Source organism: Shewanella sp. (assembly GCF_051658185.1).
GTDB lineage: Bacteria > Pseudomonadota > Gammaproteobacteria > Enterobacterales > Shewanellaceae > Shewanella.
Map to the genome: position 1 here is coordinate 1 of NZ_JBOFMC010000046.1, position 17,447 is coordinate 17,447.

At 52.9% G+C, this 17,447-nt stretch carries 13 protein-coding genes and 1 pseudogene; 13 read left to right on the top strand and 1 reads right to left on the bottom strand.

Annotation, left to right across the window (positions count from 1 at the left end; translation table 11 throughout):
• Positions 1-890: pseudogene (locus tag ACRCZA_RS01845) on the bottom strand (hypothetical protein); the annotation flags it as partial.
• Between the two features lie 252 nt (positions 891-1,142).
• On the opposite strand from ACRCZA_RS01845, the gene gmk reads away from it, so the two are divergent.
• From gmk to acnD, 13 genes are all read left to right on the top strand, one after another.
• Positions 1,143-1,766, top strand: a complete 624-nt coding sequence (gene gmk / locus ACRCZA_RS01850; protein ID WP_438672782.1) for a guanylate kinase — start codon at positions 1,143-1,145, stop codon at positions 1,764-1,766.
• A 58-nt stretch (positions 1,767-1,824) separates the two neighbouring features.
• A complete protein-coding gene (gene rpoZ, locus ACRCZA_RS01855) occupies positions 1,825-2,103 on the top strand; it encodes a DNA-directed RNA polymerase subunit omega (protein WP_007651394.1) in 279 nt (92 codons plus the stop codon).
• Positions 2,104-2,143: 40 nt separating this feature from the next.
• On the top strand, positions 2,144-4,249 hold the full coding sequence (spoT, locus tag ACRCZA_RS01860; protein ID WP_438672783.1) for a bifunctional GTP diphosphokinase/guanosine-3',5'-bis pyrophosphate 3'-pyrophosphohydrolase: 2,106 nt from the start codon (positions 2,144-2,146) through the stop codon (positions 4,247-4,249).
• A gap of 25 nt (positions 4,250-4,274) precedes the next feature.
• Positions 4,275-4,658, top strand: coding sequence for a RidA family protein (locus ACRCZA_RS01865; RefSeq protein ID WP_438672784.1), 384 nt, complete (start codon positions 4,275-4,277; stop codon positions 4,656-4,658).
• Positions 4,659-4,913: 255 nt separating this feature from the next.
• Positions 4,914-6,572, top strand: coding sequence for an AMP-binding protein (locus ACRCZA_RS01870; protein ID WP_438672785.1), 1,659 nt, complete (start codon positions 4,914-4,916; stop codon positions 6,570-6,572).
• A gap of 164 nt (positions 6,573-6,736) precedes the next feature.
• The gene (locus tag ACRCZA_RS01875) at positions 6,737-7,675 is read left to right on the top strand and encodes a calcium/sodium antiporter (RefSeq protein WP_438672786.1); all 939 of its coding nucleotides are present in this window, start codon (positions 6,737-6,739) and stop codon (positions 7,673-7,675) included.
• 227 nt (positions 7,676-7,902) lie between these two features.
• Positions 7,903-9,429 carry a YifB family Mg chelatase-like AAA ATPase gene (locus ACRCZA_RS01880; RefSeq protein WP_438672787.1) on the top strand — a complete coding sequence of 509 codons (1,527 nt, stop codon included), beginning with the start codon at positions 7,903-7,905 and terminating at the stop codon, positions 9,427-9,429.
• 92 nt (positions 9,430-9,521) lie between these two features.
• On the top strand, positions 9,522-10,418 hold the full coding sequence (locus ACRCZA_RS01885; protein WP_438672788.1) for an acyltransferase: 897 nt from the start codon (positions 9,522-9,524) through the stop codon (positions 10,416-10,418).
• Between the two features lie 11 nt (positions 10,419-10,429).
• Positions 10,430-11,374, top strand: coding sequence for an acyltransferase (locus ACRCZA_RS01890; protein ID WP_438672789.1), 945 nt, complete (start codon positions 10,430-10,432; stop codon positions 11,372-11,374).
• Positions 11,375-11,779: 405 nt separating this feature from the next.
• Positions 11,780-12,487, top strand: coding sequence for a GntR family transcriptional regulator (locus ACRCZA_RS01895; protein WP_438672802.1), 708 nt, complete (start codon positions 11,780-11,782; stop codon positions 12,485-12,487).
• 34 nt (positions 12,488-12,521) lie between these two features.
• Complete coding sequence (gene prpB, locus ACRCZA_RS01900; protein ID WP_438672790.1) at positions 12,522-13,400, top strand: methylisocitrate lyase; 879 nt, start codon at positions 12,522-12,524, stop codon at positions 13,398-13,400.
• A gap of 161 nt (positions 13,401-13,561) precedes the next feature.
• Entirely contained in the window at positions 13,562-14,689 is a 1,128-nt protein-coding gene (gene prpC / locus ACRCZA_RS01905; protein ID WP_438672791.1) for a bifunctional 2-methylcitrate synthase/citrate synthase, read from the top strand.
• A gap of 107 nt (positions 14,690-14,796) precedes the next feature.
• Positions 14,797-17,400, top strand: coding sequence for a Fe/S-dependent 2-methylisocitrate dehydratase AcnD (acnD, locus tag ACRCZA_RS01910; RefSeq protein WP_438672803.1), 2,604 nt, complete (start codon positions 14,797-14,799; stop codon positions 17,398-17,400).
• Positions 17,401-17,447: the final 47 nt, after the last annotated feature.

Genomic DNA, 17,447 nt, shown 5'->3' on the forward strand with positions numbered 1-17,447 from the left:
CCGGATTCTTTATCCTCAGCCCGGCGACGGCGCACCTCTTCGGCATCATCGCCGTCCTCAAGCTCTTGCGGCTCAGCATGGCGATCTTCTGAGTCAATCCGCCACTCCACCTCATCCGCGGCTCGCGATGCACGGCGCACAGGCTCACCGGTCCTCTGCTCGGCAAAAAGCGGCTCAATAAAAGCGGACTCAACGCGGCTCGGATGAGTCGCCTCAGCCGAGCCATCAATAATGGCGTCTTGCACCATCAGCTCAACAGGTGATGGCGCCATGCGAGTCAACGCATCAAATCGCAGCTCATCACGGCGCAGGATTTGGGCATCACGATCACCAGCAACCGCTTCAACATCAGCCGCCTTGCGAGCATGCGCTTCAATCGCGCCTGCCTTCATATCGACCGCGGCGTGCGCCTCCACGGGGGCCGTACGAGTCTGGCCTTGAGCGGCGTGCCCCGCCAGCACAGGCTCAACCCGGCGCCGGGGCACCGCCTGCTGCAGCGCAAGCTCAAGCGCCGGACCATAGTAGCCCAAACGGTAGTCCACACAGGTCTGCGGCGGCAAACGCGCCCCCCAAACCGTGGCACCCAAGGCGAGCACTAAACCGAGCGCCGCAATAAAGGGCGGCGCACCGACCTGCAACAGTGCTAGGTAAATGGGTAGCGGCAGAAACAATAAGCCGGCCAACAACCGAGGCTTACTGGCATCGACACTGCGGCGCACACTGGTGAGCGCCAACAGCGGCAGGCCTGCCAGCGCAATGAAATACATCAGAAAGTCAGCCCCAAACACGGCAAAGGCAAGCGAAATAGCGGCGTACACCCCAACACTGATGAGAACAAAGCGAGCGCGAGAATCACGCCCATGCAGGCAAAAAAGCGATTTTAACAGCACGACCCTTCCTTTATTGTTGAATAATCCCAACCCATAGGCCACGATGGCAGACCTTACGGCACGAGCGTAACGAATTTATACACTATTGTCAGTGGCATAAGGCCCTGACCCAAGAAAAATGCCCATATTAACCCGCTAAAACTAAAATAGACTTAAAACTCAGATCAACAGCCTAGCGTTTTTAGCGGCAAAATCGGTATAATGCACGGCTTTCTGAGCCCTTATTGCGTTAACAAACTGGATATCTCGCTCATGACCGCACGCGGAAATTTATATATTGTGTCAGCCCCGAGTGGTGCTGGTAAATCCTCGCTGATCTCGGCACTGTTAAAAGACAAGCCGGCCGACATGCAGGTTTCTGTCTCTCATACTACCCGCGATCCGCGTCCCGGCGAAATCGATGGTCAACACTATCATTTTGTTAATCGCGAGCAATTTAAAGCACTGATTGCTGACAATGCTTTTTTCGAATGGGCTGAAGTATTTGGCAATTACTACGGCACCTCACGCCATGTTATCGAACACACCCTCACCCAAGGGATTGATGTGTTTCTTGATATCGACTGGCAAGGCGCCCAGCAAGTCAAAGCCTTAATGCCAGAGGCCATCGGCGTATTTATTCTGCCCCCCTCAAGAAAAGAGCTAGAACGCCGCCTAACCGGCCGTGGCCAAGATAGCCTCGAAGTGATCGCCAGCCGTATGGCTCAGGCCGTATCCGAAATGTCGCACTACAATGAATATGATTTTATTATCGTCAATGACGATTTTGACACCGCCCTTGCCGATCTGCGCGCGATCATTCGCAGTCAACGCTTAACAGGTGCTAGTCAGATCCACGCGCAAAATGATATGCTTAACGATCTGTTGGCAGACTAACTGCCTTAGTGTACAATTTTGCGTCATTTTTTCCCTAGATAAACTGGAGTTTCAACACATGGCTCGCGTAACTGTAGAAGACGCCGTAGAACAAATCGGCAACCGTTTTGATATGATCCTGGTTGCAGCGCGTCGTGCTCGCCAAATCGCCGTGCAAGGTAAAGACCCAATGGTTGAAGAGATGAACGACAAACCAACGGTTATCGCCCTGCGTGAAATCGAACTGGGCTTAGTCAACGCTCACACTTTAGATGCTGATGAGCGTCAAACCGTGCGTGAGCGCGAAGCCGCTGAAATTGCCGCGGTTGCAGCGATTGCTGAAGGTCGTTCACTCTAAGCCTTACGTCCCCCTGTTTAGGTAAAAGGAGCGCTGCCACTTGTATCTGTTTGAAGGTCTAAAGGAGTCTGCTTCCGGTTACTTAGAGCCTGAACAGGTAGAACTGCTCAAGCAGGCGTATCAAGTTGCGCGTGATGCCCACGAAGGGCAGATGCGCACGAGTGGCGAGCCTTATATTACCCATCCGGTGGCAGTGGCTCGCATTCTTGCCGAAATGCGTCTTGACCATGAGACGCTGATGGCCGCATTGCTGCACGACACCATCGAAGACACTGAAGTCACCCGCGCGGATTTAACCGAACTCTTTGGGGCATCGGTGGCGGAACTGGTCGAAGGGGTGTCAAAACTCGATAAGCTGAAGTTTCGCGATAAAAAAGAGGCTCAGGCCGAAAACTTTCGCAAAATGATGATGGCGATGACGCAGGACATCCGCGTTATCCTCATCAAGCTTGCCGATAGAACCCACAATATGCGTACCTTAGGCGCGCTGCGCCCTGACAAACGCCGTCGTATCGCTCGCGAAACCCTCGAAATCTATGCCCCCATCGCTAACCGCCTTGGTATTCACAATATCAAAACCGAGTTAGAGGACTTAGGCTTCCAAGCCTATTACCCCATGCGCTATCGCGTGTTAAAAGAAGTGGTCAAGGCGGCGCGCGGCAATCGTAAAGAGCTCATCCAAGGGATTGAGGCCGCCGTGTTAACTCGTCTAAACGATGCCGGCATTAAAGGCAAAGTCAAAGGCCGCGAGAAAAATCTCTACTCCATCTACAACAAGATGCGCAGTAAAGAGCTGCAATTTCAAGAGGTCATGGATATTTACGCCTTTCGGGTGATCGTCGACTCCATTGACACTTGCTACCGCGTGCTTGGCGCCATGCACGGTTTGTATAAGCCGCGCCCCGGTCGCTTTAAAGATTACATCGCCATCCCCAAGGCCAACGGCTACCAATCGCTGCATACCTCGTTGTTTGGTCCCCATGGCGTGCCAGTAGAGATCCAAATTCGCACCGAAGACATGGATCAAATGGCCGATAAGGGGGTTGCTGCGCACTGGGCTTATAAGGGTGGCGCTCAGACGGGTCAAGGGACCACCACTCAAGTGCGCGCTCGTAAGTGGATGCAAAGCCTGCTCGAATTGCAACAAAGCGCCAGCAGTTCCTTCGAGTTTGTCGAAAACGTTAAGACTGAACTCTTCCCCGAAGAGATTTATGTGTTCACCCCCGAAGGCCGCATTCTCGAATTACCGGTGAATGCCACCGCCGTCGATTTTGCCTATGAAGTGCATACCGACGTGGGTAACACCTGCGTTGGTGCCCGTGTTAATCGCCAAGCCTATCCCTTAAGCCAACCGCTAATATCTGGCCAAACTGTTGAAATTATTACGGCAAAAGGCGCGCGGCCCAATGCCGCATGGCTCAATTTCGTGGTTACAGGTAAAGCGCGCGCCAAAATTCGCCAAGTGCTAAAAAGCCTTAAAGGTGACGATGCCATCGCCCTTGGCCGCCGCTTGCTCAATCACGCATTAGGTAAAACTAAGCTCGATAGCATTGCTCCTGAGCAAATCGACAAAGTGGTGCGCGATACTAAGCACGCTAATTTAAACGCGCTGCTGGCCGATATTGGCCTCGGTAATGCGATGAGTATAGTGATCGCCCAGCGTTTAATTGGCGATAATCTAGACCATCAAGACAACCGCGATACCCATCTCATGCCCATCCGCGGAGCCGAAGGCATGCTCGTTACCTTCGCCAACTGCTGCCGTCCAATCCCTGGTGATGCGGTCATCGCCCACGTTAGCCCGGGCAAAGGCCTAGTGGTCCACATGGAAAACTGCGCCAACATTCGTGGCTATCAAGGCGAGCCCGATAAGTACATTCCGGTGCAATGGGACAATGTTGAAGGCGTTGAATACCAAGCTAATTTGCGTGTAGAAATTGTCAATCACCAAGGGGCATTGGCAAAAATCACCTCGATTATTGCCGCCGAAGGTTCCAACATCCACAATTTAAGTACCGAAGAGCGCGATGGCCGGGTGTATTTGATCAACCTGCGTATCTCGGTAAAAGACAGGATCCATTTAGCCAACGTGATGCGCCGCATTCGAGTGCTTCCCGAGGTGCTACGCACATCCCGTAATCGTTAATTAACTCATGACTAGAGAGAGCATCATGGCAGAAAAAATCATTATCGCGACTGAAAACGCCCCAGCAGCCATTGGCACTTATTCACAAGCGGTAAAAGTGGGCAACACTGTGTATTTATCCGGCCAAATTCCGCTCGTGCCAAGCACCATGCAAATCGTGAGCGACGATTTTGAAGCGCAAGTCGTGCAAGTATTTGAAAACTTAACCGCTGTTTGTACCGCAGCGGGCGGCACGATCAACGATATCGTTAAGCTCAATATCTTCCTGACCGACTTAGGCCACTTCGCCAAAGTGAATGAAATCATGAGCCGCTATTTCAACCAGCCTTATCCAGCCCGCGCCGCGATTGGGGTGAAACAATTGCCGAAGGATTCACAGGTTGAGATGGATGGGGTGATGGAGTTATAGGCCCCAGCATTAGCTCAACAGCGAGCGACTCCCCCCCACAGTCATAATACCAAGGCGCCAAGGCGCCTTTTTTGCGTCAATGGCATGACCTCTGACCTCTCTTAGGTTCATTTTGTTTTCATTTTCCCCTTGTAGGCTCTACGCCTCATTTTACTCTTTGAATCCCCAGTAAACCATTTGCGCAACATCACAAAAATCGCCATACTGGGACACAGGGTGAAGTAAAAAATAACAAGTAAGAACAGGGAATTGCCTATGAATACCGCGATAAAGACACCAATTGAGATGCTAGCACACTGGGCTAAGACTCAGGGGGATCACGTCTATTTACGCCAACCTATCAAGGGCCAATACCTTGATTTTACTTGGGCGGAAGTGCAAGAAAAGGTGCAACAGTTAGCGGGCGCCCTGCACCATTTAGGCTTTGAGGCCGGTGATAAAATTGCCGTGCTCTCTAAAAACTGCGCCGAATGGTTTATCACCGATCTTGCCCTGATGTATGGCGGCTATATCAGCGTGCCAATCTACCCCACAGCGAACGCCGATACTATACGTTATGTACTGCAACACAGTGGCGCAAAAGCGATTTTTTTAGGCAAGCTTGACCACTGGGCCGATCAAGAGGCAGGGGTGGGCGGTGAATTACTGCGCCTTGCCATGCCCTACGACACGATGCCGGCGCAGTATCAATGGGAGCAGCTACTCAAATTAGGCCAGCCCCTGCAAAATGTGCCCTATCCTCAGCCCGAGCAGATCATGACGCTCATTTATACCTCCGGCTCCACTGGGCAACCCAAAGGGGCAATCCAAACTTTTGCCAGCTATGGCTGGACCTGCCAAGCGGTGGTGCGCGATTTACGCACCAATGACGAAGATCGACTACTGTCCTATTTACCCTTAGCCCATATCACTGAGCGAGTTGCGATTGAAGGCTCTTCCTTCTACTCGGGCAGCTCGGTGGCCTTTGTTGAGAGCCTCGATTCCTTTGTCGCGGATGTGCAGCGCGCAAGACCCACAGTATTTTTCTCGGTGCCGCGTTTATGGAGCCTATTCCAGAAAAATATTATTGATAAAGTAGGTCTTAAGAAGCTCAATTTACTCTTAAAAATCCCTCTCATCAGCAGTTTGGTTAAGCACAAAATCCACAAGGGCCTGGGTTTAGATAAGTGCCGACTCTTAGGCTCAGGTTCGGCGCCAATTCCGCCATCACTGATCCACTGGTATCACAGTATCGGTCTCGACATTTGTGAAGCTTGGGGAATGACAGAAAACTGCGCCTATTCCATCATCAACTATCCCTTTGATGTCCGTAAAATTGGTACCGTCGGTAAACCGGTGCAGGACTGTCAAATTCGTCAAGGGGAAGATGGCGAGCTTCTCATCAAGAGTCCAGGGTTAATGACAGCTTACTATCTACAACCCGAAGCGACAGCCGCTGCCTTTGATGCCGATGGCTTTTTCCACACTGGCGATTTGTGCTCAATTGATGCCGATGGCTGCGTGACGATCACCGGCCGGGTGAAGGACAATTTTAAAACCGCCAAAGGCAAATACGTCGCGCCAGTGCCAATCGAGCGTAAATTGGCCCAAGATCCCCATGTCGAGTTGATTTGCGTGATTGGTTCAGGCCTGCCCCACCCGGTGGCATTAGTGCAGTTATCCGAAGGCGCGAACCTACAGGCGAGAGAAGAAGTGCGCACTTCGCTCAAAGCAACCCTCGATAGCGTTAACCCCCACCTCGAGTCCCATGAGCATGTGGACGCCATTGTGGTGGTCAGCACGCCTTGGACCATCGAAAACGATGTGCTCACCCCAACCTTAAAAATTAAGCGCCACGTGCTTGAAAAGGCCTTTAGTGAACGGGTTGACGGTATCCGTGGTGGCCAAGTGCGCTGGGAAGACGAGCTGGCTTAACACGAATGACCCACACACACCCTACGCCAATTGGCGTGGGGGTAACGATACGGACAAAAACCAAACCCAAGAACCAAGAACCAGCGACAAATAACAATCAACATAACAGAACGTTAATCACAACCGATACACTCAACCTAAACAACCACACATAGAGTAAAAACATGTTAATTGCACTTTCAATTATCGGTGGCTTTCTCATTTTAACCTTAGGGGCTGAGGCCCTCGTGCGCGGCGCAACCACAATTGCACTGCGTTTAGGCATCACCCCCTTGGTGATTGGCTTAACCATAGTCGCCTTTGGCACCAGCGCTCCTGAGCTTGCCGTGAGCGTAAAGGCGGCGCTCGCGGGCAACAGCGGCATCGCCCTCGGCAACGTAGTCGGTTCTAACATAGTGAACATCGGCTTTATCCTCGGCCTTACTGCGCTGATCCGCCCCATTCAAGTCAAGTCCGAGATGGTGAAGCGCGACATTCCCATCATGATCTTCGCATCTGTACTGTGCTGGGGTCTGCTGTTAGATGGTGAGCTCAGCCTGCTCGACGGCAGCATTTTCATCGCGCTGCTGCTGGCCTATGTCGCCTTTAGTTACTACAGCGCCAAACATACTCACGATGCCGATGGTGAAGTTGTTGAAGAAGGCCCTAAAAGCCCTTGGCTCTCCCTGCTCTTTATCATGGTAGGCGTCGGTATGCTAGTCGGTGGCGGCGTGTTATTCGTCAATGGCGCCGTGGATTTAGCCAAAGTGTTCGGCGTGAGCGAAGTGGTCATTGGCCTCACGATTGTCGCGATTGGCACCAGCATGCCCGAGTTAGTGACCTCGGTATTGGCCGCGCTAAAAGGGCAAAGTGATATCGCCATTGGCAATATTGTCGGCTCTAACATCTTTAATATTTTGGGGATTTTAGGAATAGCCTCGGTCCTTTACCCTGTTTCAGGTCAAGGTTTTCAACCGCTCGACTTTATCGTTATGCTCGCCTTCGCGGTAGTGATCTTACCTTTCGCTTGGTCGAAGTTGCGCATTGGCCGCCGTGAAGGCGCGATACTGATACTCAGTTATTTAGCTTATTTAAGCTACCTTATCAGCAACGCTAACGCCTAACCGTTTACTGCTAAGCTGTGACTGCATAAGCGTCGACTGCAAAAGCCTTTACTGCATCAGTACTGACGACACGAGGCACTTATCACCTCCTTAAGCTGGGCGCATCGCCCCTTAAGGAGGCGGTTCATCGAACACGGACTTCTCCGTCAATCCAGATTGCAACGCCATCCGGCCAATTGCTGCTACACTCAAACTCTGCATAAAAAGATCAACAAAAGGATTTGGTTATGGCGATAGCCTGTATCCGTACCCGCGCCAGTTGCGGCGTCGAGGCTCCGGAAGTCACGGTCGAAGTGCATCTGAGTAACGGCCTGCCCGCCTTCAATCTGGTGGGGCTACCGGAAGCCTCGGTAAAGGAAGCGCGCGAGCGGGTGCGCAGCGCCCTCATCAATGCCGGCTTTGAATTTCCCATGCGCCGGATCACCGTTAACCTCGCGCCAGCCGATCTCCCCAAACAAGGCGGCCGTTACGATTTACCCATCGCCATTGGCATACTCGCCGCCTCGGAGCAAATTCCGCTCAACAACTTACAACATGTCGAATTTGTTGGCGAACTGGCGCTGTCGGGGCATATTCGTTACTGCCAAGGCCTGCTCCCGGCGATTATTGCCGCCAAACGTCAGGATAACAGCCTCGTGCTGCCATTGGATAATCGCCACGATGCCGAGCTTGTCGGCTACGATAAGGTACTCTTTGGCACCCACTTACAAAGCCTTGCGGCATATTTACAAGGGCAAGCGCCGCTGCCTGAGCTTGACAGCGCCCCCCTATGGCTAGAAGACGCTGCGAGGGAGTCTGCCCCATGCTTAAGCGATGTCATTGGTCAATATCAGGCCAAGCAAGCCCTCGAGATCGCCGCCGCAGGCAATCACAATCTGTTGATGCTTGGCCCTCCGGGCACGGGCAAAACCATGCTTGCCAGCAGGATGATGGCGCTACTGCCACCGTTAACCTATGAAGAGGCCCTAGAGGTCGCCGCGATCCATTCGGTCGCCGGACTCGATATTAAGCCCCAGCATTTTTATAAGCGCCCCTTTCGTGCTCCCCACCACACCAGCTCCGCCATTTCCCTTGTCGGCGGCGGCAGTTTTCCACGGCCCGGTGAAATCTCCCTCGCCCATCGCGGCGTCTTATTTTTAGATGAAGTGGCCGAATTCCCTCGCAAAGTGCTCGACTGCCTGCGTGAACCGATGGAAACCGGCGAAGTGGTGATTTCGCGGGCGGCCGCAAAGCTGACCTTTTTAAGCCGTTTTCAGCTGATTGCCGCCATGAACCCAAGCCCAACCGGGGATATTGATAGCCAGCATCGCGCCACACCCGAGCAAATCCAGCGCTACCTTGCAAGGTTATCAGGGCCATTTTTAGACAGGTTTGATCTTACTATTGAAGTCCCCAAGTTACCTGCGGGCACCCTCACTCAAGCCAGCGCGCCTAGCGAGACCAGCGACGCCATCGCCAACCGAGTCAAACAGGCGCGGGAAAGACAACTGGCCAGAGCGGGCGTGCTCAACAGCGAGCTCACCGGTAAACAGCTTAAGAGCGTGAGCGGCCTGAGCGATGCGGATCTGGTGTTTTTAGAACAAAGCGTGGTCAAGCTGGGGTTATCGGTACGCAGTTTTCATCGGATACAAAGGGTTGCGCGCACCATTGCGGATCTCGAACAAGCGCCCAATACCGAGCGGCGCCACTTAGCCCAAGCCTTAGGCTACCGCGCCATGGACAGGTTGCTGGCGCGCTTATCCCAACAATATTAATAAAAACAATTGCCCCGACCAGCTGAGCTATGATTGAGCCAAACGCTGACACCGAGTAACATAGGCCTCCAATTTTTATAAGGGAGGCACTCATGGGGACGCTGTTGTCACAGATCAAAGGCGCTATCGCTTTCTTAGGGTATGTCGTCAATACCATCTTATGGGCGATTCCTATTCTCTTGGGCAGTATTGTCAAACTGATCCCTTTCGCGCCCTGCAAAACCGCAGCAAACTACTTTCTGGATTTTTGTGCCAGTGGCTGGATCAGCGTTAATGGCGTGATTGAGCGCGGCCTACATCCGGTCAAGATTGAGCTCAGTGGCGATAGCCAGTTTTCAACCCAAGAGTGGTATATGGTGATCGCCAACCACCAATCTTGGGTGGATATCTTGATTTTACAGCGGGTATTTAACCGTAAAATTCCGTTTCTTAAGTTTTTCCTCAAACAGGAACTGATTTTTGTGCCGATCCTCGGCTTTGCTTGGTGGGCGCTGGACTTTCCCTTTATGCGCCGCTATAGCACAGCACAGCTCAAAAAGAACCCCAAACTCAAAGGCAAAGATATCGAAATCACTCGTAAAGCCTGCGCTAAGTTTAAAACGAAACCTGTGAGTGTGATGAACTTTGTCGAAGGCACCCGCTTTAGCAAAGCCAAGCACCAGCGGCAAAACTCGCCATTTCAACACCTGCTAAAACCCAAAGCCGGCGGCATGGCTTTCGCGCTCTCGGCCATGGGTGAGCAAATCCACAAATTAGTGGATGTGGCCATTTATTACCCACAAAACGTGCCCAGTTATTGGGACTATCTCACGGGTAAACTCCCCAGTGTCAAAGTGCACATTCAGATCTCGGATATCACCCCGGCGATGCGCGGTGATTATATGAACGATCGCGAATATAAAATTGCCTTTCAAGAACAGTTAAATCAACGCTGGCTCACCAAGGATCGCGTACTCAGTGAGCTCGCAGACCAAAAACATCAAGAATAGGTTATGCCAACATGCTGAATTTTCTTCCCGGCCCCGTGATCTTTATTCTCAGCCTTAGTTTACTCATCCTCAACACCGCCCTTTGGGGGACACTCGTCTGTCTCGGTGGCTTATTGAAGATGCTGATGCCAGTACAAAGCGCACGCAATGCCGTGACGGCGCTAATGAACCGCTTTATGTGGGCTTGGGCCAGTTGCAATGGCGGGATCCTCATGCTCATCGCCAATATCGAATGGGATGTGCAGGGGCTTGAAAGGCTTGATAAAAACGCATGGTACTTACTCATCAGCAATCACTTGAGCGGCTTTGATATTGCGGCGCAAACCTACTTACTGCGCAACCATATCCCGATGCTGAAGTTCTTCCTTAAAAAAGAACTGATCTACGTTCCCATTATGGGCCTCGGGTGTTGGGCGCTCGACATGCCCTTTATGGACAGAACCAGCCCAGCCAAACTCAAAAAGAACCCCAAACTGAAGGGGAAAGACTTGGCCACCACCCGCCGCGCCTGTGAAAAATTTAAAACGATGCCGACCTCCATTATCAATTACGTTGAAGGCAGCCGCTTTACCGAGGAAAAACGCCAGCGCCAAGATTCTCCTTACCAGCATTTGCTACGTCCCAAGGCCGGCGGCATCGCCTTTACCCTCTCGGCCATGGGTGAGCAATTTACCAATCTATTGGATATGACCATAGTCTATCCCGATGCGCCCAAGGACGTACTGTTTGGGGTAATGAGCGGCAAAGTGCGCAAGATTATTGTGCGGATCAACGCCCTGCCCGTGCCCCAAGTCGATGGCGACCGTTATTTTGCCGAGTCCGAATACCGCGCCGAGTTCCAGCGTTGGTTAAATCAACTTTGGGCCGAAAAAGATCACCAAATTCATGCCTTACTGTTAACGCAGCAACAGCAAGATACACAACCCACCCGCACTAAGCCTACCCAAGCCCTGTAATGCTCATCGCGCTAGGTTGCAGCCTCCTCGAAAGGTCTGCAACCTATCTGCAGCCAAGGCCTTGCCAGCACTCAAGCTGTCATTAGATTCACCACCTTTAAAGGCGGGGGGCGCCCTTGTTCGCTCCCGTATCACGGCCAAGCCTCACGCCCATTGTTGACAATCCATCATTTAAAAAGCACGCAACAACTAGGCGATAACACAATAAATCGCTTTAAATCAATATATTAATTAAAACTCCATCAACAAAACACTTACGTTGCAGTCAACATATTGTTGACACAAACCTTACAAAGGATTATTTTTTATGCATTTCCGGCACACCGTCGCAGAGTCATCCGTCCAATGGACCAACACGATATCACCCCCGATCGCGATAATCGCCTCGAGCCCAAGGCCAAGCCGATGCCCTCCCCTTGGCCTGAAAAAACCTCGACCACCTTAGCCGACCAAGTGTTAGTGCAGATCCAAACCAGCATCATTAAGGGGGAATTGCCCGCGGGCAGTAAGATTAACGAGCAGGCGTTGGCCGAAAAATACGGCATCAGCCGCGGCCCGACCCGCGAAGCCCTACAAACGCTAGAAAGACAGCGTTTAGTGGTTCGCGCCCCTCATATTGGCGCGCGGGTAGCGCAACTCACGGTGAGCGAGCTCAACGACTTATATCAACTGCGTAGCGTGCTAGAAGGCATGGCCTGTGAACTTGCCGCCAGCCGTATTACCCCCGAGCAATTAGCCAAATTAGACAGTTTACTCGCCATTCAAGAGGCCGCGCTCGCGCAAGGGGATAGCTATTTCCAGGAGCAGGGCGATGTCGATTTTCACTACCAAATCATTCAGGCCAGCGGCAATAAGCACCTACAGGAAACGTTAATCGGCGGCCTGTATCACTTGCTGCGTATGTACCGTTATCAATGCACAACTCAGCATCGCCCGGTCAAAGCCATTGCCGAGCATCGCCGCATTGCGGCCGCGATCGCCGAAGGCGATGGCGAGCTCGCCAGCCTATTGATGCGCCGCCATATTGAGCAGGGGCGTAAAAACACCGAATTACGTTTACTCGAATTGCAAGCCAATGCCGCCGCGAAAGAAACACTCGCACATTGTCGCTGACCCGTCGCGGCTCACTTACTACAAGGACACCACTATGACTCACAGCGCTGGATTACGTTTTCGCCAAGCTCTCGCTCGCTCAAAACCGTTGCAAATTGTTGGCACCACCAATGCCTATTTTGCCTTGATGGCCGAACAAACAGGCTTTCAGGCCCTGTATCTGTCGGGCGCAGGCGTGGCCAATGCCTCCTACGGTTTACCGGACTTGGGCATGACCTCAATGAACGATGTGTTAATTGATGCCGGTCGCATCACCTCTGCCACGCAAGTGCCTTTATTAGTCGATATCGATACTGGCTGGGGCGGCGCTTTTAATATCGCCCGCACCATCAAAGAGTTTGAAAAAATTGGCGTGGCCGCGGTACACATGGAAGATCAGGTATCACAAAAGCGCTGCGGCCATCGCCCTAATAAAGCGGTTGTGAGTACCGCAGAAATGGTCGATCGCATTAAGGCCGCCGTCGATGCCCGCACCGATCCCAACTTTGTGATCATGGCACGCACCGATGCGGTCGCCGTTGAAGGGCTCGAAGCCGGTATCGAACGAGCCAAGGCGTATATCGCCGCCGGTGCCGACATGATTTTTGCTGAAGCCTTAACTGAGCTAGACCAATATCGCCATTTCAAGGCTCAAGTTAACGCGCCGATTTTGGCGAACATGACTGAATTTGGCCAAACCCAATTGTTCAATAAAGAAGCACTCGCCGAGGCGGGCGCCGACATGGTGCTCTATCCACTCAGTACTTTCCGCGCGGCCAATCAGGCCGCACTGAAAGTGATGCAAGCGCTGATGCATGATGGCCATCAACGCAACGTACTCGATACCATGCAAACCCGCAAAGACCTGTATCAGTACTTGGGCTACCACGCCTTTGAAGACAAGTTAGATGAGCTTTTTAGCCAAGATAAATGATCTCGTACGCGAGTGAATGACATCGAAGCCAGTGCTAACCCTGGCTTCGAATGATAACCCAATGAGATCGCCCAGCGCTGCCGCCCTACAACTGCAGCATTAACCCAAAAAGGTCAGCTAAAGCTGACAATAACCACACAGTGTTAACAGAGGGAAGGATTATGTCAGAAGCAAAAAAACTCACAGGCGCCGGCTTACGTGGCCAGAGCGCAGGGGAAACTGCCTTAAGTACCGTTGGGGTATCAGGTAGCGGCCTCACCTACCGCGGTTATGATGTCAACGATCTCAGTGAAAATGCCAGCTTTGAAGAGGTCGCCTACCTTATTCTTTACGGTGAGCTCCCCACCCAAGCCCAGCTTGACGCCTACAAAACCAAACTCAAAGGCCTGCGCGCCCTGCCACAAGCCTTAAAAGAAGTATTAGAGCGCATTCCTGCGGACACTCATCCAATGGACGTAATGCGGACGGGTTGCTCCATGCTGGGCACCCTTGAACCGGAGCACAGCTTTAGCCAACAAAGCGACATTGCCGACCGCCTGCTCGCCATCTTCCCCTCGATTATTTGCTATTGGTATCGCTTCAGCCACCATGGGGTGCGCATTAACACCGAAACCGATGACGCTGAAATCGGCGCGCACTTTTTGCACCTTTTACACGGCAAAGCACCGTCGGCACTGCATGCCAAAGTGATGAGCGTATCGCTGATCCTCTATGCCGAGCATGAATTTAACGCCTCAACCTTTACCGCCCGCGTGTGCGCCTCGACCCTGTCGGATATGCATTCGTGCGTCACTGGTGCCATAGGCTCGCTGCGCGGTCCACTCCATGGCGGCGCCAACGAAGCGGCGATGGAACTGATTCAAGACATGCAAGATGAAGCCGATGCCCGCGACATCTTAATGGGTAAATTGGAACGCAAAGAGAAGATCATGGGCTTTGGCCACGCCATTTACCGCGACAGCGACCCGCGTAACGCCATTATCAAGCAATGGTCAGCGACCCTCGCCGCCGACTACGGCGACGATCGCCTCTACCGCGTCTCCGTCGCCTGCGAAGCCCTAATGTGGGAACAGAAAAAACTCTTCTGCAATGCGGACTTCTTCCACGCCAGCGCCTATCACTACATGGCTATCCCGACTAAGTTATTCACGCCGATCTTCGTGTGTTCACGCCTAACTGGCTGGGCAGCCCATGTGATGGAGCAGCGTTCTAACAACCGCATCATCCGCCCCAGCGCCGATTATGTGGGCGTTAGCCCCCGTAAAGTGGTGCCGATTGCCATGCGTTAACCGGTAAAAAATGGAACTGACGCTGAGTGTAAAGCCGCAGGTCAGTTCTACTCTCACCTTCCCTGTGTGGATGCTATATGAGCCCTGATGTGATGAGCCCTGATGTGATGAGCACTGTTATGAATACCCAATACCGTAAACCCTTACCCGGCACCAAGCTGGATTACTTCGATACCCGCGCAGCCGTCGACGCCATTGAAGCCGGCGCCTACGCCAAGCTACCTTATACCTCGCGCGTGTTAGCTGAAAACCTAGTGCGCCGCTGCGACCCTGCCATGTTGAGCGATTCGCTAAAACAGCTTATTGAATTTAAACAAGAACTGGATTTCCCTTGGTATCCGGCTCGCGTGGTCTGTCACGATATTTTGGGGCAAACCGCCTTAGTGGACCTGGCGGGTCTGCGTGACGCTATCGCCGCCAAGGGCGGCGATCCGGCCAAGGTCAACCCTGTGGTGCCGACCCAATTGATTGTGGATCACTCTCTGGCCGTTGAATTTGGCGGTTTTGATAAGGACGCCTTTGCCAAAAACCGCGCCATCGAAGATCGGCGCAACGAAGACAGATTCCACTTTATCAATTGGACCCAAAAAGCCTTTAAAAATATTGATGTGATCCCCCAAGGCAATGGCATCATGCACCAGATTAACCTCGAGCGGATGTCGCCGGTGGTGCACGCCCGTGATGGCGTGGCCTTCCCTGACACCTTGGTCGGTACCGACAGCCACACCCCCCATGTGGATGCGTTGGGCGTTATCGCCATTGGTGTCGGCGGCTTAGAAGCCGAGAGCGTGATGCTCGGGCGCGCATCCTATATGCGCCTGCCGGACATTATCGGGGTAGAGTTAATCGGTAAGCCGCAATCTGGCATTACCGCCACCGATATCGTGCTGGCCTTAACCGAATTTTTACGGGCGCAAAAAGTGGTGTCCGCCTATTTAGAATTCTTCGGAGAAGGGGCAACGGCGCTGACCCTTGGCGATCGCGCCACGATCTCAAACATGACCCCCGAATTTGGCGCCACCGCGGCCATGTTCTACATTGACCAGCAAACCTTAGATTACTTAACCTTAACTGGCCGCGACGCCGAGCAAGTCAAACTGGTTGAAATCTATGCCAAAACCGCAGGTTTGTGGGCCGACAGCTTGACGCAGGTGCACTATCCACGGGTATTACGTTTTGATTTATCCTCCGTAGTACGCACCATTGCAGGGCCTTCCAATCCCCATGCCCGCGTGCCGACATCGCAACTTGCCGAGCGCGGCATTAGCGGCGTGGTTGAAAACGAGCCGGGCCTCATGCCCGACGGCGCGGTCATTATCGCGGCCATTACCAGCTGCACCAACACCAGCAACCCACGCAACGTCATTGCTGCAGGGCTACTCGCCCGCAACGCGAACGCCAAAGGCTTAAGCCGTAAACCTTGGGTCAAAACCTCCCTCGCCCCCGGCTCCAAAGCGGTGCAATTGTATTTAGAAGAAGCCAAGCTGCTGCCTGAGCTCGAACAACTCGGCTTTGGGATTGTTGGTTTTGCCTGCACGACGTGTAACGGTATGAGTGGTGCGCTGGACCCTGTCATCCAGCAAGAAGTGATCGACCGCGACCTGTACGCCACCGCCGTGTTATCCGGTAACCGTAACTTCGATGGCCGCATTCACCCCTATGCTAAACAAGCCTTCTTAGCATCGCCGCCATTAGTGGTCGCCTACGCAATTGCCGGTACCATACGGTTTGATATTGAAAAGGATGTGCTGGGATTCGATCATGATGGCAACCCCATCAAACTTATCGACATTTGGCCATCGGATGACGAAATCGATGCCGTGATTGCCACCAGCGTTAAACCTGAGCAGTTCCGTAAAGTGTACGAACCCATGTTCGATTTAACCGTCGATTATGGCCAACAAATCAGCCCGCTATACGATTGGCGGCCGCAATCGACTTATATTCGTCGCCCACCTTACTGGGAAGGCGCATTAGCAGGCGAGCGGACCCTCAAGGGCATGCGCCCACTGGCGGTATTGGGTGACAACATCACCACAGACCATTTGTCGCCATCGAACGCCATTATGCTAGACAGCGCCGCCGGCGAATACCTGCACAAGATGGGCTTGCCGGAGGAGGATTTTAACTCCTACGCCACCCACAGGGGCGATCACTTAACCGCGCAGCGCGCCACCTTTGCTAACCCTAAATTGAAAAACGAAATGGTGCGGGTTGATGGCAAAGTTCAACAAGGGTCATTGGCACGCATCGAACCCGAAGGCATCGTCACCCGCATGTGGGAAGCGATTGAAACTTACATGGAACGTAAGCAGCCGCTGATCATTATCGCCGGCGCCGACTACGGCCAAGGTTCATCCCGCGACTGGGCCGCCAAAGGTGTGCGTTTAGCAGGGGTGGAGGCGATTGTGGCCGAAGGCTTTGAGCGCATTCACCGCACGAACTTAGTCGGTATGGGGGTGTTGCCGCTGGAATTTAACGTAGGTGACAACCGCGCCACCTACGGCATCGATGGCACAGAGGTTTTTGATGTCCATGGTGACATCGCCCCAAGAGCAAGGTTAACCCTGATTATCCGCCGTAAAAATGGTGAGTGTGTTGACGTACCCGTTACCTGCCGCCTCGATACCGCCGAGGAGGTCTCGATCTACGAGGCGGGCGGCGTACTGCAACGCTTCGCCCAGGATTTTCTCGAATCGAACCTTGCTTAAGCTCAATCTCGCTTGAGCCTAACCTCGCTTGAGCCTAGCAGAGCTTA